At 69.6% G+C, this 19,061-nt stretch carries 18 protein-coding genes and 1 riboswitch; all 18 genes read left to right on the top strand.

The window, feature by feature from the left end:
• Positions 1-60: 60 nt before the first annotated feature.
• Positions 61-122: riboswitch (Fluoride riboswitch) on the bottom strand.
• Between the two features lie 116 nt (positions 123-238).
• Positions 239-1,405 (top strand): lactonase family protein, encoded by a 1,167-nt coding sequence (locus P3W75_RS30905; RefSeq protein WP_276231138.1) that lies wholly within the window; start codon positions 239-241, stop codon positions 1,403-1,405.
• A 471-nt stretch (positions 1,406-1,876) separates the two neighbouring features.
• Complete coding sequence (locus tag P3W75_RS30900) at positions 1,877-3,457, top strand: ABC transporter substrate-binding protein (RefSeq protein WP_276231137.1); 1,581 nt, start codon at positions 1,877-1,879, stop codon at positions 3,455-3,457.
• A gap of 15 nt (positions 3,458-3,472) precedes the next feature.
• A complete protein-coding gene (locus tag P3W75_RS30895; RefSeq protein ID WP_276231136.1) occupies positions 3,473-4,477 on the top strand; it encodes a flavin reductase family protein in 1,005 nt (334 codons plus the stop codon).
• A gap of 12 nt (positions 4,478-4,489) precedes the next feature.
• A complete protein-coding gene (locus P3W75_RS30890; RefSeq protein WP_276231135.1) occupies positions 4,490-5,548 on the top strand; it encodes an LLM class flavin-dependent oxidoreductase in 1,059 nt (352 codons plus the stop codon).
• Complete coding sequence (locus tag P3W75_RS30885; RefSeq protein WP_276231134.1) at positions 5,548-5,757, top strand: tautomerase family protein; 210 nt, start codon at positions 5,548-5,550, stop codon at positions 5,755-5,757. The genes P3W75_RS30890 and P3W75_RS30885 overlap by 1 nt, the downstream gene beginning before the upstream one ends.
• 11 nt (positions 5,758-5,768) lie before the next feature.
• Positions 5,769-6,548 (top strand): alpha/beta fold hydrolase, encoded by a 780-nt coding sequence (locus P3W75_RS30880; protein WP_276231133.1) that lies wholly within the window; start codon positions 5,769-5,771, stop codon positions 6,546-6,548.
• Positions 6,549-6,645: 97 nt separating this feature from the next.
• The gene (locus P3W75_RS30875; protein WP_276231132.1) at positions 6,646-7,602 is read left to right on the top strand and encodes an ABC transporter permease; all 957 of its coding nucleotides are present in this window, start codon (positions 6,646-6,648) and stop codon (positions 7,600-7,602) included.
• Between the two features lie 10 nt (positions 7,603-7,612).
• The gene (locus P3W75_RS30870) at positions 7,613-8,428 is read left to right on the top strand and encodes an ABC transporter permease (RefSeq protein WP_276231131.1); all 816 of its coding nucleotides are present in this window, start codon (positions 7,613-7,615) and stop codon (positions 8,426-8,428) included.
• 35 nt (positions 8,429-8,463) lie between these two features.
• Positions 8,464-10,077 carry an ABC transporter ATP-binding protein gene (locus P3W75_RS30865; RefSeq protein WP_276231130.1) on the top strand — a complete coding sequence of 538 codons (1,614 nt, stop codon included), beginning with the start codon at positions 8,464-8,466 and terminating at the stop codon, positions 10,075-10,077.
• Positions 10,078-10,103: 26 nt separating this feature from the next.
• Positions 10,104-11,582, top strand: a complete 1,479-nt coding sequence (locus P3W75_RS30860) for an aldehyde dehydrogenase (RefSeq protein WP_276231129.1) — start codon at positions 10,104-10,106, stop codon at positions 11,580-11,582.
• A gap of 78 nt (positions 11,583-11,660) precedes the next feature.
• A complete protein-coding gene (locus P3W75_RS30855) occupies positions 11,661-12,275 on the top strand; it encodes a TetR/AcrR family transcriptional regulator (protein ID WP_276231128.1) in 615 nt (204 codons plus the stop codon).
• A 168-nt stretch (positions 12,276-12,443) separates the two neighbouring features.
• Complete coding sequence (locus P3W75_RS30850) at positions 12,444-13,424, top strand: quinone oxidoreductase family protein (RefSeq protein ID WP_276231127.1); 981 nt, start codon at positions 12,444-12,446, stop codon at positions 13,422-13,424.
• Positions 13,425-13,434: 10 nt separating this feature from the next.
• Positions 13,435-14,283, top strand: a complete 849-nt coding sequence (locus P3W75_RS30845) for a TauD/TfdA dioxygenase family protein (protein WP_276231126.1) — start codon at positions 13,435-13,437, stop codon at positions 14,281-14,283.
• A 53-nt stretch (positions 14,284-14,336) separates the two neighbouring features.
• Entirely contained in the window at positions 14,337-15,389 is a 1,053-nt protein-coding gene (locus tag P3W75_RS30840) for a 3-keto-5-aminohexanoate cleavage protein (RefSeq protein WP_276231125.1), read from the top strand.
• Between the two features lie 89 nt (positions 15,390-15,478).
• On the top strand, positions 15,479-16,765 hold the full coding sequence (locus tag P3W75_RS30835; RefSeq protein ID WP_276231124.1) for an MFS transporter: 1,287 nt from the start codon (positions 15,479-15,481) through the stop codon (positions 16,763-16,765).
• On the top strand, positions 16,759-17,424 hold the full coding sequence (locus P3W75_RS30830) for a DsbA family protein (RefSeq protein WP_276231123.1): 666 nt from the start codon (positions 16,759-16,761) through the stop codon (positions 17,422-17,424). Before P3W75_RS30835 ends, P3W75_RS30830 begins: the two co-directional genes overlap by 7 nt.
• The gene (locus P3W75_RS30825; RefSeq protein ID WP_276231122.1) at positions 17,421-17,756 is read left to right on the top strand and encodes a Rieske (2Fe-2S) protein; all 336 of its coding nucleotides are present in this window, start codon (positions 17,421-17,423) and stop codon (positions 17,754-17,756) included. The genes P3W75_RS30830 and P3W75_RS30825 overlap by 4 nt, the downstream gene beginning before the upstream one ends.
• Positions 17,753-18,763 carry a YeiH family protein gene (locus tag P3W75_RS30820; protein ID WP_276231121.1) on the top strand — a complete coding sequence of 337 codons (1,011 nt, stop codon included), beginning with the start codon at positions 17,753-17,755 and terminating at the stop codon, positions 18,761-18,763. The genes P3W75_RS30825 and P3W75_RS30820 overlap by 4 nt, the downstream gene beginning before the upstream one ends.
• Positions 18,764-19,061 lie beyond the last annotated feature (298 nt).

Here is a 19,061-nt window from a genome sequence, read left to right as displayed (position 1 = left end):
GGGTCACGGTCCGGTCCTTTGGCAAAAGGACAGGGCGCGAGCCTACGCACCCTGTCCAGGGTTGGCGTAGGCATCATCAGCACGAGGGCGGTTAAAGGAGGAATGCCATCTCCTTCTTCCTACACTATCAGAAGTTGCTGTAAGAGCGTCAACCGCGCGCTTCAGTCGCGACTGAACCGACCGAGCCGCCGGCGGTCCGAGCCGGCACGCCTCCCTTTCATCGCCCAGGACTTCCGCCATGCACAAGACCGCCGCCCTGACCCTGCTGCTCTGCGCCAGCACCGGCCTGTTCGCCGCCTCGGCCGGCGCCGGGCAGTCCTACGACCTGCTGGTCGGCACCTACACCGGTGGCGCCAGCCAGGGGCTCTACCGCTACCGCTTCGACAGCGCCAGCGGGCGCATCGAGACCCCGGCGTTGCAGGTGGTGCCGGCGGAGAACCCTTCCTGGCTGGTTCTCAACCCGGAGCAGACGCGGCTCTATGTGGTCAACGAGAACGGCCCCGGCGCGCCGGACCCACAGGGCAAGGCCAGTGCCTTCGCCATCGCCCCTGGCAGCCATGAGTTGAGCCTGATCGACCAGGTGCAGACCCGTGGCGACGAGCCCACCCACGCCAGCCTCGCGCCCGGCGGCAAGCACCTGTTCGTGGCCAACTACGCGGTGCACGCCGACCCCGGCGGCAGCCTGGCGGTGCTCGGCGTCGGCGCCAACGGCGAGCTGACCGAGGTGCTCCAGCAGGAGCGCCACGCCGCCTCCCACGTCAACCCGCAGCGCCAGGCCGGCAGCCATGTGCATTCGGTGGTGTCCGGCGCGGATGGGCAGCACGTCTACGTGCAGGACCTGGGCGCCGACAAGGTGTTCATCTACCGCTACGTGGCGACCGACAGCGACCAGCCGCTGAGCGCCGAGCACCCGGAGTCGGTGCAGTTGCCGCCGGGCAGCGGCCCGCGCCACCTGCTGTTCAGCGGCGACGGCCGGTTCGCCTACCTGACCCTGGAGATGGCCGGGCAGATCGCCGTGTTCGCGGTGAACGACGGCCAGCTCGAACAGCGCCAGCTGGTGGACCTGGCCGCCGGCCGCGACGCCGCGCACAAGGCCGCCGCCGGGCTGCACCTGTCGGCGGACGGGCGCTTCCTCTACGCCAGCAACCGTGGCGCTTCCAGCGAGCTGCTGGTGTTCGCGGTGGACCCGGCCAGCGGCCTGCTCAAGGAAGTGCAGCGGCGCGCCAGCGAGGGTGTCGAGCCGCGCGAGTTCAGCCTCGACCCCAGCGGCCATTTCCTGCTGGTGGCCAACCAGAAGAGCAACGAGATCCGCGTGATGCGCCGCGATCCGGCCAGCGGCAAGCTCGGCGAGACCCTGCAGACCTTCAGCATCGATTCGCCGTCGGACCTCAAGTTCCTGCGCTGAAGCGGCGCCCACCCGCATGTGGCGCGCCGCCCGCCAGGATTCGCGCCCATGGGGCGCTCCTGCAGGCTGACCCCAGCGCGACGACAGGATTCGTGGGAGGCACCGTAGGAGCGGGCCATGCCCGCGATCGTGCCCGTACAGCTGCCGCGCCGTGGCCCTGGCCGGCGGCGGGGTGATCCTGCAGCCGGGCTGCATGCTCCACGACGACCTGCGTGGAAATCCTCCCGCAGTACCGCGCGGTGGACTGAGGCGATTGAACGAGGGGCTTCACCAGGTCGCCGAGAAAAATCTGTACACATGTACAAAATAATTCTTGCTGCAGCGGAATCCTCGGGTTAATAATTTGTACAGATGTACTGATCTGGGTGCTGCCTGGCGTGCGGCTGCAGCGCTCGCGATCCGCGGAGGGTCGCTATTTTTTTGCCTTGCGTTTGTACGGTCGTACAAAAAATATAACTCGAGAGGTGCGGCATGAAGCAGAAAGGTCCGGGCGAACAGCCCATGGGTGTTTCACGGCGTGACGTGGTGAAAGGGGCCATGGGCCTGCTGTGGGCGGGGGTGCTGCTCAACGGCCTGCCGCTGCCGGCGCTGGCCGATCCGAAGCGCGGCGGGCGACTGGTGTTCGGCCTGGCCGGCGCCTCGACCACCGACAGCCTCGACCCGGGGCTGGCCGAAGACGACTTCATGATGCTGCTGAGCCAGGCGCTACGCGGCAACCTGGTGGAGATCGACGGCAACGGCAACCCGATCCCCGAGCTGGCCGAGTCCTGGGAGTCCTCGCCGGACGCCAGCGTGTGGACCTTCAAGCTGCGCGGCGGCGTGCAGTTCCACAACGGCAAGGCCTTCGTCGCCGACGACGTGGTGGCCACCCTCGACTACCACCGCAAGGACGGCTCCAAGTCGCTGTCCAAGTCCATCGTCGCGCAGATCGCCGAGGTCAAGGCGCTGGACGACGCCACCGTGCGGGTCAGCCTCAAGGGCGGCAACGCCGACTTCCCGGTGCTGATGAGCGACTACCACCTGGGCATTCTCCCGCGCGGCGCCGACGGCCAGGTGGACTGGCGTTCCGGGGTCGGCACCGGCGGCTACATGCTCAAGGAATACAACCCCGGCGTGCGCGCCTTCGCGGTGCGCAACCCGAACTACTGGAAGCCCGGCCGGGCCCACGTCGAGGAGGCCGAGCTGATCGCCATCGCCGATCCGGTGGCGCGGCAGAACGCGCTGCTCACCGGCAAGGTCAACGTCATCAACCGCGTGGAGATCAAGACCCTCTCGCTGCTGCAGCGCAGCAACAAGGTGCGCATCGCCGAGGTCACCGGCCTCAACCACGCCACCATGCCGATGATCGCCAACGTCAGTCCGTTCCAGGACAACAACGTGCGCCTGGCGCTGAAGTACGCGGTGGACCGCGAGCAGTGGGTCAAGTCGATCCTGCGCGGCCACGGCAGCGTCGGCAACGACCACCCCATCGGCGCCCAGCAGAAGTACTTCAACAGCGAGCTGCCGCAGCGCCAGTACGACCCGGACAAGGCGCGCTTCTACCTCAAGCAGGCCGGGCTGGACAGCCTCGACCTGAGCATCAGCGCCGCCGACGCGGCCTTCGCCGGGGCGGTGGACGCCGGCGTGCTGTTCGAGGAAAGCGCGCGCAAGGCCGGCATCAACCTCAAGGTGGTGCGCGAGTCCAACGACGGCTACTGGATCAACGTCTGGTCGAAGAAGCCGCTGTGCATGTGCTACTGGACCGGGCGCCCGACGCCGGACTGGATCTTCAGCCAGATCTATGCCACCGGCGCCTCCTGGGGCGACACCCAGTGGAACAACGCGCGCTTCGACAAACTGATGCTGCAGGCCCGCTCGGAGCTCGATGAGACCCGGCGCAAGGCCATCTACTGGGACATGCAGAAGCTGCTCCACGAGGAAGGCGCCACCGTGGTGCCGATGTTCATGAACCACATCATGGGCATGGGCAACGACGTGGTCACCAGCCCGACCATCTCCGGCAACATGGCGCTGGATGGCATGCGTGCCATCGAGCGCTGGTCGCTGGCCTGAGCGCAGGTACCCGACATGAGCAACCTCGACTGGCAGACGGTCAGCGCGCAGGATGCGCGCGGCCTGCGCAACGTCTTCGGCACCTTCATGACCGGCGTCACCGTGGTCAGCGCCTGGGACGCCGACGGCGCGCCGCGCGGCTTCACCGCCAACTCCTTCACCTCGGTGTCGCTGGACCCGGCGCTGGTGCTGGTGTGCATCGCCCGCAGCGCCGGCAGCCTGCCGGTGTTCGGCGCCGCCACGCACTTCGCGGTGAACATCCTCGGCGACTGGCAGCGCGGGCTGTCCAACACCTTCGCCGGGCGCTCGGCGGACAAGTTCGCCGGCGTCGAACTGCTCGCCTCGGAGCCGGCCGCGCCCTGCCTGGCCGACAGCCTCAGCGTGCTCTGCTGCACGCGGCACAGCCTGGTGGAAGCCGGCGACCACGTGATCCTGATCGGCCAGGTGCAGCGCTATCGCAGCAGCGTCGGCAGCCCGCTGGGCTACTTCCGCGGCAGCTACCTGGACTTCGCCGAGGGCGCCCGGGCCATCCAGGTCGAGCGCGGCAGCGCGCTCAAGGTCGGCTGCCTGATCGCCCAGGGCGACGGCCTGGTGCTGGTGCGCGAGGCGGGCGCCGAGCACTGGGGCATCCCCGAGCTGTACTGGCGCGCCGGGGTCAGCCGCCGCGCGGTGGTCGACGAGGTGTTCCGCCGGGTCGGCCTGGAGGGCGACGTGTCGTTCATCTACTCGATGTTCGAGGAACAGGGCGAGGACTTCACCCGCCTGGTGTTCCGCGCCGACGCCCTCGGCCCCGCGCCCGGCGGCGCCGCCGCGGGGCTGGAGGTGCGGGTGTTCGCGGCCCACGAGCGGCCGTGGACGCAGGTTCGCGGCGACTACACGGTGAGCATGATCCATCGCTTCTTCGCCGAGCGCGAAGCCGACGCCTTCGGCATCTATTGCGACACCGCCGACGGCGGACGAATCGCCGGTATCGCGGGCAAGCCCGTGCACTGGCAGGACTGGAAACACCAAGCCCAATAAGTGGATACAAGCATGGAATTCAATCACTTCCTCAGTTCCTACCTGCCCGACCCGGACGCCTCCGGCAAGCACTTGTACGACTGCATGGTCGAGCAGGCGGTGGTCGCCGAAGAGGTCGGCTACGCCGGCGTCTCGATCCCCGAGCACCACCTGATCAACATCCTGCTGGTGCCCTCGCCGTTGCAGATGGCGGTGAAGATCGCCGCGGCCACCCGGCGCATCGAGCTGGTCACCTCCATCGTGGTGCTGCCGATCCGCGACATGCGCGTGTTCGCCGGCGAGGTGGTGCAGGCCGACGCGCTGTGCGACGGCCGCCTGGTGCTGGGCGTGGGGCGCGGCGCGTTCAAGTACGAGATCGAGAAGCTCGGCGTGCCGATGGACTCCACCCGCGAGCGCTTCGACGAGTCCCTCGCGGTGCTCCAGGCCCTGCTGACGCGCAAGGAAGTGGCCTGGGACGGCACGTACTACCAGTTCGGCCCGCTGACGGTGATGCCGCGCCCCGAGCGGGAGATTCCGCTGATGGTCGCGGCCATGGTCCCGGACGGCATCCAGGCCTGCGCGCGGCAGGGCCTGTCGGTGCAGACCACGCCGCTGAGCGGCGACCACCGGATGCTCCTGGAGCAGGTCGAGGCCTTCCGCCGCGGCCACGCCGAAGCCCGGCCCAGGGCGCCCGGCGCGCGGCTGTCGCTGCAACGCGCGATCTACCTGGCGCGCGACGAGGCCGACGCCCGCGAGAAGCTGCGCCTGGCCCATGACTACTACATGCGCTTCGACAATGTGTTCACCGGGCCGGGCATCGTCCACGGCGGCGGCATCGAGGCGCTGCCGCGCAAGCAGTCCATCGAGGAGCTGGGCCGCAACCTGCTGATCTGCACCCGCGAGCGCATGCTCGACCAGCTCGCGGCCTACGCCGAGGCCGGCATCGACGAGGTGATCACCACCTCCAACTTCGGCCAGTCCCAGGCCGACAGCCTGGACATGATGCGGCGCTTCGGCGAGCAGATCATTCCGCACTTCAGCTCCAGATCGTTCCACTCAAACCAACCCGCCATGAACAAGAGGATCGGCTGATGCCGCTGATTAGTGTTGAGCTCTTCCCCGGACGCACCCCCGACAAGAAACGCGAGCTGATCCAGGCGCTGACCGACACCTACGTCCAGGTCTGCGGTGGCAAGCCGCAGGCGGTGACCATCCTGCTCAAGGAGGTCGACCCGGCCGACTGGGGCGTGGGTGGCCGCACCTATGCGGAGATCATCGCCGAAGCCAAGGCCCAGGCCTGAGGAGGCGCACCATGAGCAAGGCACTGGATTGCGCTTACGCGGTGGACGGGCAGGGCCCGGCCCTGGTGATGGTCCACGGCATAGGCGCGCGCAAGACCGGCTGGGACAAGGTCACCGAGGCGCTGCAGGACAGCTTCACCTGCATCCGCTACGACCTGCGCGGCCACGGCGATTCGCCGCTGCCGACCGAGGCCTTCGGCCTGGACGAGCTGGTCGAGGACCTGGAAGCCCTGCGCGCCCGGCTGGGCGTGGAGCGGATGCACATCATCGGCCATTCGCTGGGCGGCATGATCGGCCCGGCCTACGCCCGCAAGTACCCGCAGCGGGTGCTCAGCGTCGGCCTGCTGTCGACCGCGGCGTTCCGCTCGCCGCAGGACAGCGAGAACGTGCGCAAGGTGGTGCGGGCCATGGAAGAGCAGGGCATCGGCCCGGTGCTCGACACCCTCACCCAGCGCTGGTTCACCGAGGCCTTCTGCGCGGCGCGCCCGGAGGTGATCGAGTGGCGCAAGCGGCAGGTCATGGACACGCCGGCCGAGGTGTTCCTCAACGTCTTCCACATCTACGCCGAGACCGAGATGGCGCCCTGGCTGCACGAGGTGGAGCAGCCGTGCCTGGTGCTCACCGGCGAGTTCGACGGCGGCTGCAACCCCGGCCTGAACCGGCAGATCGCCGACGCGCTTCCGCACGCCGAGCTGGTGGTGCTGGCGGACCTGAAGCACGCGATCCTGATCGAGGCCAGCGACAAGGTTATCCCGCACCTGAAGGCCTTCCTCGACCAGGCCTCGCGCTGATCCCGAGCCAAACCCGCGCGTGGCGCCGGACGGGTTCCGGCGCCGCGTGCGGAACAACAACAAGAAGCATCGCCCACCAGGCCTGCAGGTCGACACCATGGCACTGATCTATCCCATTCTCTTGCGGCGCATCCTCCTTGGCGCGTTGACCCTGCTCGGGGTCTCGGCGCTGATCTTCGCGGCGGTGCAGCTGCTGCCCGGCGACATGGCGCAGAAGCTCCTCGGCCAGTCCGCCACCCCCGAGGCGCTGACGGCGCTGCGCCACGAGCTGGGCCTCGACCGGCCGGCGCTGGCGCGCTATCTCAGCTGGCTGCTGGGCAGCCTGCACGGCGACTTCGGCGTGTCGTTGGCCAACGGCCGGGCGGTGTCCGAGCTGATCGGCCAGCGCCTGCTCAACACCTTCTTCCTGGCCGGCTACACGGCGCTGATCGCGGTGCCGCTGGCGCTGCTGCTGGGGCTGTTCGCCGCGCTCTACAAGGACTCGCCGTACGACCGCATCGTCAACGTGATCTCGCTGGCGGCGGTGTCGCTGCCGGAGTTCTTCATCGGCTACATCCTCATCCTCTGGCTGGCGGTGAAGTACCCGGTGTTCCCCTCCATCGCCGACCTGCCGCCTTCGGCGAGCCTGCTGGAGCACCTGCAGTCGGCCTTCCTCCCGGCGCTGACGCTGACCCTGGTGATCACCGCGCACATGATGCGCATGACCCGCATCGCCGTGCTCGACCTGCTGCAGCTGCCGTACATCGAGATGGCCCGGCTCAAGGGCCTGTCGCGGCTGAAGATCGTCCTGCGCCACGCGCTGCCCAACGCCTGGGCGCCGATCGTCAATGTGATCGCGGTGAACCTGGCGTACCTGATCACCGGCGTGGTGGTGGTGGAGGTGGTGTTCGTCTACCCCGGCCTCGGCCAATTGATGGTGGACTCGGTGATCAAGCGCGACGTGATGGTGGTGCAGGCCTGCTGCTGCATCTTCGCGGTGGTCTACATCGGCATCAACCTGCTCGCCGACGTGCTCTCCATCGTCACCAACCCGCGCCTGCTGCATCGCACCTGAGGGCGAACCCATGAATGCCTTGATCTCCACTTTCAAGCAGATGAGCTGGACCGCTCGCATCGGCCTGCTGGTCATCCTCTGCTACCTGTTCCTGGCGCTGTTCGGCCCGCTGGTGGCGCCCTACGGCGAAACCCAGATCGTCGGCGGCGAGTACGACCCGTGGAGCGCGCAGAACTGGCTGGGCACCGACGCCCTGGGGCGCGACATGCTGTCCCGGGTGATCTTCGCCGCGCGCAACACCATCGGCATCGCGCTGCTCTCCACCGCCCTGGCGTTCTGCATCGGCGGCGCGCTCGGGCTGGTGGCGGCGACCCTCGGCGGCTGGGTCGACGGCGCGCTGTCGCGGCTGATCGACGTGCTGATGGCGGTGCCGCAGCTGATCTGCGCGTTGCTGCTGCTGACCATCTTCGGCACCAGCATCGCCAACCTGGTGTTCGTCATCGCCCTGGTGGACGCCACGCGGATTTTCCGCCTGGCCCGCTCGGTGTCGCTCAACGTGGTGGTCACCGACTACATGGAAGTCGCCCGGCTGCGCGGCGAGGGGCTGTTCTGGCTGGTGGCGGTGGAGCTGCTGCCGAACGTCCGCGCGCCGCTGGTGGCGGAATTCGGCCTGCGCTTCTGCTTCGTGTTCCTGACCATTTCCTCGCTGTCGTTCCTCGGCCTGGGCCTGCAACCGCCGCTGGCCGACTGGGGCAGCATGGTTCGCGAGAACGCCTCGCTGATCTCCTTCGGCGACCTCACCCCGCTGATTCCGGCGGCGGCCATCGGCACCCTGGCGATCGCCGTCAACTTCGTCGCCGACTGGTTCCTCGCCCAGCGGCGATGAGCGTCGTGACCCACGCACGAGCAAGGACATACCGCATGACCGAAGCACTTCTGAAGATAACCGGGCTGCGCATCGAGGCGGCCGGCGCCCAGGGCTGGAGCGAGATCGTCCACGGCGTGGACCTGGAGCTGCAGCGCGGCAGGATTCTCGGCCTGGTCGGCGAGTCGGGCGCCGGCAAGTCCACCATCGGCCTGGCCGCCATGGGCTACACCCGCGAGGGCTGCCGCATCAGCGGCGGCGAAATCCACTTCGACGGCATCGACCTGCGCCGCGTCCCCGAGGCGCGCCACCGCGAGCTGCTCGGCGCGCGCATCGCCTACGTCGCGCAGTCGGCGGCGGCGAGCTTCAACCCGGCGCACCGGCTGATCGAACAGCACTGCGAGAGCGCCCTGGCGCATGGCCTGGCCGACCGCGAGCAGGCGCGCCGCGATGCGGTGGAGCTGTACCGGAAGATTTCCCTGCCGGAACCCGAGGCCATCGGCGAGCGCTACCCGCACCAGGTCTCCGGCGGCCAGTTGCAGCGGGTGATGACGGCCATGGCGATGTCCTGCCGGCCCGACCTGATCATCTTCGACGAGCCCACCACGGCGCTCGACGTGACCACCCAGATCGACGTGCTGCTGGCCATCCGCGAGCTGGTGCGGGAATTCCAGGTGGCGGCCATCTACATCTCCCACGACCTGGCGGTGGTGGCGCAGATGGCCGACCAGGTGATGGTGCTCAAGGACGGCGCGGTGGTGGAGGAGGGCGACAAGCGCCGGCTGCTCGAACGCCCGCAGGCGGACTACACCCGCTCGCTGTGGGCGGTGCGCAACCTGGCCTGCGCGCCCCGCCCGCCGGTGGCCGCCGACCAGGCGCCGATCCTCGAGCTGCGCGGCGTGCGCGCCGGCTACGGGAACAAGCCGGTGCTCGATGCGGTGTCGCTGAAGGTCCACGCCGGGCGCACCCTGGCCATCGTCGGCGAGTCCGGCTCGGGCAAGTCCACCCTGGGGCGCTGCATCACCGGCGCGCTGCCCAGCCGCGAAGGCGCCATCCTGTTCCACGGCCAGCCGCTGGCCGGGCACTACGCCAAGCGCAGCCGCGAGCAGCTGCGGGCGATCCAGATGATCTACCAGATGGCCGACACCGCGCTGAACCCGCGTCACCGGGTCGGTGACATCGTCGGCCGGCCGTTGCAGTTCTACGCCGGCCTGAACGGGGCGCGACGCGAAGCGCGGGTGCGCGAGCTGCTGGACGCCGTGGGGCTGGAGCCGGCGCGCTTCATGAGCCGGCGCCCGGCCGAGCTGTCCGGCGGGCAGAAGCAGCGCGTCGGCATCGCCCGCGCGCTGGCCGCCGAGCCCTCGGTGATCATCTGCGACGAGATCACCAGCGCCCTCGACCAGCTGGTCGCCGAAGGCATCCTGCGGCTGATCGACGACCTGAAGAACAGCCTGGGCATCACCTACCTGTTCATCACCCACGACCTGTCGGTGGTCCAGTCCATCGCCGACGACGTGCTGGTGCTCAAGGCCGGCAGCGTCGTCGACCACGGCGACAAGGCGCGGGTGTTCAGCCCGCCGTGCGACAGCTACGTGACCCGCCTGCTCGACAGCATGCCGCAGATGGACCCGGACTGGCTGGACGGCTTGGCCCGGCGCGGCGTGGCCTGACCCTCAGCAATCAAGGAGAACCTTTCGTGAGCGCGACAACCCCGCAAGACTGGGCCGGCCGAGCCGCCGACCTGAGCATCGAAGGCCGCTGCTTCATCGCCGGCGACTACCGTGACGCCGTGGATGGCCGGCACTTCGCCAAGCACAGCCCGCTGGACGGCCGCCACCTCGCGGCGATCGCCCGTGGCGGGCCGGCCGACGTCGACCTGGCGGTGGTCGCCGCGCGCCGGGCGTTCGACGCCGGCCACTGGTCGCGCCAGGCGCCGGCGCAGCGCAAGCGCACGCTGCTGCGCTTCGCCGAGCTGCTGGAACGCCACGCCGAGGAGCTGGCGCTGCTGGAAACCCTGGACATGGGCAAGCCGATCGCCCACGCCCTGGCCACCGACGTGCCCGGCGCGGCCAACGCCATCCGCTGGAGCGCCGAGGCGATCGACAAGGTCTACGGCGAGATCGCCGCCACCGCCGAGGACCAGCTTGGCCTGGTGACCCGCGAGGCGGTCGGGGTGGTGGCGGTGATCGTGCCGTGGAACTTCCCGCTGCTGATGGCCAGCTGGAAGCTCGGGCCGGCGCTGGCCTGCGGCAATTCGGTGATCCTCAAGCCGTCGGAGCGCTCGCCGCTGACGGCCATCCGCGTGGCGCGGCTGGCCAGCGAGGCGGGCATCCCCGACGGCGTGTTCAACGTGGTGCCCGGCTACGGCGCCGAGGCCGGCGACGCCCTGGCCCGGCACCTGGACGTCGACGCCATCGCCTTCACCGGCTCCACCGGGGTGGCCAAGCGGCTGCTGGTGGCCGCCGGGCAGTCCAACCTCAAGCGGGTCTGGAGCGAGGCCGGCGGCAAGAGCCCGAACATCGTCTTCGCCGACGCCCCGGACCTGGCCGGCGCCGCCGCCAGCGCCGCGGCGGCGATCGCCTACAACCAGGGCCAGGTGTGCACGGCGGGTTCGCGCCTGCTGGTGCAGCGCTCGGTGCGCGAGGCCTTCCTCGAACACCTGCGCGAGGCCCTGCGCGCCTGGACCCCGCGCGACGCGCTGGACCCGGCCAGCCGCTACGGCGCGCTGGTCGACGCGCAGCACCTGGCGCAGGTCAAGGGCTACGTCGCCAGCGGCCTGGAGGAGGGCGCGCGGCTGCTGGTCGGCGCCAGCGAAAGCGGCTGCTACCTCGGCCCGGTGGTGTTCGACGGGGTGCGCAACGACATGCGCATCGCCCGCGAGGAAATCTTCGGCGCGGTGCTGTCGGTAATCGACTTCGACGACGCCGAGGAGGCCGTGGCCATCGCCAACGACACCCCCTACGGCCTGGCCGCCGGGCTGTGGACCGCCGACCTGTCGCGCGCGCACCGCGTGGCCCGCGCGCTGCGCGCCGGCTCCGTGTGGGTCAACCAGTACTCCGGCGGCGACATGACCGCGCCCTTCGGCGGCTTCAAGCAGTCCGGCAACGGCCGCGACCGCTCGCTGCACGCCTTCGACAAGTACACCGAGCTCAAGGCCACCTGGATTCGGCTGTAATCGGCACGGCGCTTTGACCGCGAAGGACCGGGGGCGGGATAATCGCCCGTCCCCGAACGCCACCCAGGAACGGCACGCATGGCGCAACAGAAGGCGAAGAAAATCTACGACCCGGAGCTGCGTCGGGTGGAGATCATCAAGGCGGCCTTCCTGTGCCTGAGCGAGGAGGGCTACGCCAAGCTCTCCGCGCGCAAGGTCGCGGCCCGCGCGGAAATGGCCCTGGGCCATATCAGCTACCACTTCAAGGACATGAACGAGCTGCTGGTGGAGGCCTACAAGTACGCCTCGCGCACGCTCTACGAAGCCACCTACGCCAGCCTGGTGGCCGAGCCGCGCGAACCCATGCAGCAGCTGGAAGTGTTCCTGCGCAGCGGCTTCACCGGCACCTTCCTCGACCGCAGCTACCTCTCGGTGCGCATCGACCTGTGGTCGGCCTCGCTGTTCCAGCCGGATATCGCCGACACCGAGCGCAAGCTCTACGCGATCTACCGCGAACGCCTGGTGGACATCCTGCGCAAGATCGCCGAGGCCCACGGCGTGAGCCCCGAGCGCATCGACAAGCCGGCCGACGCGATCATGGCCATGCTCGACGGCCTCTGGCTCGACTGGCAGCGGCGCAAGGACATGAAGGCCATCGAGCACGGCATCGGCGCCTGCCTAGACCTGGTGGCGCTGTACCTGCCCAAGCCCTGACGCCGCGCCGGCCACCGCCGCGCCGGCCACCGCCGCGGCGGCGCCAGCCACCGCTGTCATGAAATGCGAAATCCCTGTCGCGCCAGGTGAAGCAGCGCGCAGGCCCGCTGCCTAGAGTCCGCTGCATGGGCGTTCGCCCGCAGAACAATGCAGACGGGAGATTCCGGCATGGCCAAGGCCGTTCGTTTTTATGAGACAGGGGGCCCCGAGGTACTTCGCCTCGAGGACGTCGAGGTCGGCGAGCCCGGCCCCGGCCAGGTACGCATCCGCCACGTGGCGGTGGGCCTGAACTACGCCGACACCTACTTCCGCAACGGCACCTACCCGGTGCCGCTGCCCTCGGGGATGGGCGTGGAGGCCGCCGGCGTGGTGCTGGCGGTGGGCGAGGGCGTGAGCAACGTGGCGCCCGGCGACCGGGTCACCTACACCGGCTTCGTCAACACCCTCGGCGCCTACGCCAGCGAGCGTCTGGTGCCGGCCGCGCCGCTGATCCGCCTGCCGGAGAACATCGCCTTCGAGACCGCCGCGGCCATGACCATGCGCGGCCTGACCTCGGCCTACCTGCTGCGCCGCCTGCACGCCTTCCAGCCCGGCGACAGCCTGCTGTTGCACGCGGCGGCCGGCGGCGTCGGCCTGATCGTCGCGCAGTGGGCGCGGCTGCTCGGGCTCAAGGTGATCGGCACGGTGTCCAGCGCGGCCAAGGCGGAAGCCGCCTACGCCCACGGTTGCAGCCAGGTCATCAACTACAGCGAGGAGGACGTCGCCAAACGCGTGCGCGAACTCACCGACGGGCGCGGCGTGGACGTGGTCTTCGACAGCGTCGGCAAGGACACCTTCATGGGCTCGCTGGACTCGCTCAAGCGCCGTGGGCTGATGGTCTGCGTCGGCACCGCCTCCGGGCCGATCCCGCCGTTCGACCCGGTGCTGCTGGCGATGAAGGGCTCGCTGTTCCTCACCCGCCCGGCGCTGGCCGACTACATCGCCGAGCCGGCGGAGAAGCAGGCGCTGCTCGACGAACTGTTCGGCCACGTCGGCAACGGCGACATCCGCATCGAGATCAACCAGCACTACGCGCTGGAGGACGCCGTGCAGGCGCACCGCGACCTGGAAGCGCGCAAGACCACCGGTTCATCCATCTTCGTCATCTGAGGGCGCCGCCATGCACGTGGAACGACTGACCTGCAGCATCGGCGCCGAGCTCTCCGGGGTGAGCCTGGGCGACGCCGCGCGCGACCCGGAGCTGTTCGCCGAAATCCGCCGCCTGCTGCTGGAGCACAAGGTGCTGTTCCTCCGCGACCAGGCCATCGAGCGCGCCGAGCACGTGGCCTTCGCCCGCCGCTTCGGCGAGCTGGAGGACCACCCGGTGGCCGGCAGCGACCCGGAGCACCCGGGCCTGGTGCGTATCTACAAGAACCCCAACCAGCCCAACGACCGCTACGAGAACGCCTGGCACACCGACGCCACCTGGCGCGAGATCCCGCCCATGGGCTGCGTGCTGCGCTGCGTGGAATGCCCGCCGGTGGGCGGCGACACCCTGTGGGCGAACATGGCCCTGGCCTACGCCAACCTGCCGGCGGAGATCAAGGAGAAGATCGCCAACCTGCGCGCCCGCCACAGCATCGAGGCGAGCTTCGGCGCGGCCATGCCCATCGACAAGCGCCTGGCGCTCAAGGCGCAGTACCCGGACGCCGAGCACCCGGTGGTGCGCACCCACCCGGAAACCGCCGAGAAGGTGCTGTTCGTCAACGCCTTCACCACCCACTTCAGCAACTACCACACCGCGCAGAACGTGCGCTTCGGCCAGGACGCCAACCCCGGCGCCGGCGACCTGCTGCGCTACCTGGTGAGCCAGGCCTACATCCCCGAGTACCAGGTGCGCTGGCGCTGGCAGAAGAACAGCGTGGCGATCTGGGACAACCGCAGCACCCAGCACTACGCGGTGATGGACTACCCCCCCTGCGTGCGCCAGATGGAGCGCGCCGGAATCATCGGCGACAAGCCGTACTGAGCCGGGCCGCGCGCCCGACGTCGATCCGACAAGAACAATCCGAGGAGACCGACATGCAATTTTTCGACGATTCCCTGCACCCGGAAAACCAGGAGAAGGTGGTCATCACCGTGGCCCCCTACGGCCCCGAGTGGATGCCCGAGGACTTCCCCGAAGACATCCCGGTGAGCATGGACGAGCAGGTGCAGAAAGCCGTGGACTGCTACGAGGCCGGCGCCACCGTGCTCCACCTGCACGTGCGCGAGCTGGACGGCAAGGGCTCCAAGCGCCTGTCCAAGTTCAACGAGCTGATCGCCGGGGTCCGCGAGGCGGTGCCGGAGATGATCATCCAGGTCGGCGGCTCGATCTCCTTCGCCCCCGAGGACGAAGGCGAGGCGGCCAAGTGGCTGTCCGACGACACCCGGCACATGCTCGCCGAGCTGACGCCCAAGCCGGACCAGGTGACGGTGGCGATCAACACCACCCAGATGAACATCATGGAGCTGCTCTACCCGGAATACCTGGAAGGCACCTCCCTGGCCAACCCGGCATTCCAGGCGGCCTACAGCGAGATGACCGTGCCCGCCGGCCCGGCCTGGGTCGAGGAGCACCTCAAGCGCCTGCAGGCCGCCGGCGTCCAGCCGCACTTTCAGCTCACCGGCATGCACGCCCTGGAAACCCTCGAACGCCTGGTGCGCAAGGGCGTCTACCTGGGCCCGCTGAACCTGACCTGGATCGGCATCGGCGGCGGCTTCGACGGCCCCAACCCGTTCAACTTCATGAACTTCGTGCACCGCGCGCCCGACGGCGCCTGCATCACCGCCGAGTCGCTGCTGAAGAACGTGCTGCCGTTCAACATGATCGCCATGGCCCTGGGCCTGCACCCGCGCTGCGGCATCGAGGACACCATCATCGACCAGCACGGCCAGCGCATGGGCTCGGTGGAGCAGATCCAGCAGTGCGTGCGGGTCGCCCACGAACTGGGCCGCGAGGTGGCCGACGGCCGCGAGGCGCGGGCGATCTACCGCATCGGCGTGCAGTACGACAGCGTCGAGGAAACCTTGCGCATGAACGGCATGGCGCCGAACCGCGCGCCCGGCCAGAAGGGCGTGCCGCAGCGCGCCTGAACACCTGAAACAGTGGCCGCCGGGGTTCGCGCCCCGGCCGGCCGCGCACAGAACAAGAAGAATCCATAACGCCGGCAGAGGTACCCGCCATGGCCATCCACTCCGTCGCCCTGGGCGACATTCCCGCCGCCGAACCCGGCGTGTCGCGCCGCTACGCCTGGGTGGTGTTCGCGCTGACCTTCGGCCTGCTGATTTCCGACTACATGTCGCGCCAGGTGCTCAACGCGGTGTTCCCGCTGCTCAAGGGCGAATGGGCGCTGAGCGACGCGCAGCTGGGCCTGCTCAGCGGCATCGTGGCGGTGATGGTAGGGCTGCTGACCTTCCCGCTGTCGCTGCTCGCCGACCGCTGGGGCCGGGTGCGCAGCCTGGTGCTGATGGCCCTGCTGTGGAGCCTGGCGACCCTCGGTTGCGCCCTGGCCGAAAACTTCCCGCAGATGTTCGCCGCACGCTTCCTGGTCGGCGTCGGCGAGGCGGCCTACGGCAGCGTCGGCATCGCCGTGGTGATCTCGGTGTTCCCGGCGCACCTGCGCGCCACCCTGACCGGCGCCTTCATGGCCGGCGGCATGTTCGGCTCGGTGCTGGGCATGGGCCTGGGCGGCGTGCTGGCGGCGCACCTGGGCTGGCGCTGGGCCTTCGCCGGCATGGCGCTGTTCGGCCTGCTGCTGGCGTTGGCCTACCCGCTGCTGGTCAACGACCAGCGCATCGGCCATGTGCGCGTCGCCGCCGGCCAGCGCGGCGGGCATTCGCTGAAGAGCCTGTTCGCCAGCCGCTCGGTGGTCAGCGCCTACATCGGCAGCGGCCTGCAACTGTTCGTCGGCGCGGCGGTGATGGTCTGGCTGCCCAGCTACCTGAACCGCTACTACCAGATGGGCACCGACCGCGCCGGGCTGGTCTCGGGCGTGGTGGTGCTGGTCGGCGGCGCCGGCATGGTGCTCTGCGGCGTCCTCTGCGACCGCCTGGGGCGCGCCGCGCCGCAGCGCAAGATCGTCCTGGCCATCGCCTTCTGCGTGATCAGCTGCGTGCTGCTGTCGGTCGCCTTCCGCCTGCCGCCGGGGGCTGCGCAACTGAGCCTGATCGCCCTGGCCATGCTGGTCGCCACCGGCACCTCGGGGCCGGCGGGGGCGATGGTCGCCAACCTGACCCACGCCGCCGTGCATGGCACCGCCTTCGCCACCCTGACCCTGGTCAACAACCTCCTGGGCCTGGCCCCGGGGCCGCTGCTCACCGGCGTACTGGCCGACCACCTGGGGCTCGACCGGGCCTTCCAGCTGGTGCCGCTGATCAGCGTCGCCGCGGCCCTGGTGTTCTGCTACGCGCACCGCCACTACCCGGCCGACATCCGCCGCCTGCGCGGCGAGGAGGGCGCGGCATGCTGAGCCTGGAACTGGAGATGACCTTCGACTTCATCTGCCCCTGGTGCCTGATCGGCAAGCGCAACCTCGACGCCGCGCTGCGCACCCTCGCCACGCAGCGCCCGGATATCCGTGTCAACCTCACCTGGCTGGGCCTGCAACTGCTGCCGCAGGTGGCCATGGACGGCGAACCCTTCGCCGACTTCTACCTGCGCCGCCTGGGCGGCAAGCGCGCGGTGCGCGCGCGCCAGGCCGAGGTGCGCAAGGCGGCGGAGCAGGCCGGGGTGAGCATCGAGCTGGAGCGCATCCGGGTGATGCCCAACACCACCTACGCGCACCGGGTGTTCGCCCGCGCCGCCCAGGTGGGCACCGCGACCCAGCTGGAGTGCCTGCTGGAACAGCTGTTCCGCGCCCACTTCGTGCTCGGCGACGACCTCGGGCAACGTGATTCGCTGCGGCGCGTACTGCGCGCCTGCGGCTACCAGACCGGCGACTTCGAGCAGGCGCTGGCGGATGGCGCGCGTTTCTACATCGGCCGCCGGGTGGGGCTGGCCGATGCGAGCGTCCCGCTGTTCCTGCTCGAAGGCCGGCCCTTCGCCCTCGGCGCGCAGTCCCCGGAACAGTTGCTGATGACCCTGTCGCGCGCGGTGGAACGCAAGCGCCAGGCGGAGGAGGTGGCATGAACCAGCGCCTGCGCATACCCCGCGAGCAGTTGCCGGACGCCGGCGGGCGCCGGCTGTTCCGTTTCGGCGAGCAGGGCCTGCTGCTGTTCAACGTCGGCGGCGAGTACCACGCCATCGACGACGGCTGCCCCCACGGCGGCGCCTCGCTGTTCTCCGGCAAGCTGCTCGGCCGCCTGCTGCAATGCCCGGCCCACGGCCTGTACTTCGACCTGGCCACGGGCTGCGCCAGCCGCGTGCCGGGCTTCGGCGTGCGGCGCCACACCCTCGAATGGGACGCCGATGCGTGCATCGTCGTCATCGCCGATCCCGCTGCAGAGGAGACCACTCCATGAGCGCCACCACTATCGCTACCTTCGGCACGCGCGGCCGCACGCTGCTGCCGGGGCTGCTGGTCAGCGCCATGGTCGCCGCCGCCGCGACCTTCCTCTCCGAGCACTACGGCGCCCCGGTGATGCTCTTCGCCCTGCTGCTGGGGCTGGCGCTGAACTTCCTCTCGGCCGACAGCGCCTGCAAGGCCGGCATCGAATTCACCGCCCGCGAAGTGCTGCGCCTGGGCGTGGCGCTGCTGGGCATCCGCATCACCCTCGGGCAGATCGCCGCGCTCGGCTGGCAGCCGGTGGCCATGGTGGTGGTGCTGGTGGTGGTCACCATCCTGGTGTCCATCGCCGCCGCCCGGCTGCTCGGCTTCAGCAGCCTGTTCGGCCTGCTCACCGGCGGCGCCACCGCCATCTGCGGCGCCTCGGCGGCCCTGGCGCTGGCCGCCGCGCTGCCGGCCCACGGGCAGAAGGAAAAGGCCACGCTGTTCACCGTGCTGGGCGTCTCGGCGCTGTCGACCCTGGCGATGATCCTCTACCCGATGATCGCCCACGCCCTGGGCCTGGACCCGCTGCACGCGGGGATGTTCCTCGGCGGCACCATCCACGACGTGGCCCAGGTGGTGGGCGCCGGCTACGGCATGTCGCACGAGACCGGCGACGTGGCCACGGTGGTCAAGCTGATGCGCGTGGCGATGCTGCTGCCGGTCATCCTCTGCGCGGCCATGATCACCCGCGCCCGTGGCGTGGAGCCGGGCAGCAAGCGTCCGCCGCTGTTGCCCTGGTTCGCCGTCGGCTTCGTCCTGCTGGCGGCGCTGAACAGCACCGGCGTGGTGCCCGAGGCGGTGCAGCAGGCCGGCGGCAAGCTATCGCAATGGTGCCTGGTGATCGCCATCGCCGCGCTGGGCATGAAGACCCAGCTGCGTGAACTGGCCACGGTGGGGCTGCGGCCGATCCTGCTGATGGTCGGTGAAACCGTTTTCCTCGCCGTGCTGGTACTCGCGATGCTGCACTGGGGGATGTGACGGTCAACACGTCCCCGACCCGAGGAGGGCCGGCGCGGGGGGCAGCACCCGGGCTGGCCCTTTTTTATTGGTGGGTGGGGATTCGTGGGTCGGGCTTTGCGCCGTGCTTCCTCCCGGCGTCATCCCCGCGAATGCGGGGACCCAGTGCCTTTGGGGTTGGGTGTGTTTGCGCCGCTTCAGAGTGCTCGGATGTTTCTGGTTTCGCCTCTCGGCGAGTCCCTTTTGTCAAACGCCACAAAAGGAACCAAAAAGGCTTGCCCCGACATCCGGGCCCGGCAAGCCGGGCTTCCCTCGCGAA

Origin of the sequence: Pseudomonas citronellolis (assembly GCF_029335315.1) — a bacterium.
Lineage (GTDB): Bacteria > Pseudomonadota > Gammaproteobacteria > Pseudomonadales > Pseudomonadaceae > Pseudomonas > Pseudomonas citronellolis_A.
The sequence above is the reverse complement of the archived record's forward strand: the minus strand, read 5'-3'. Positions and strand labels throughout refer to the sequence as shown.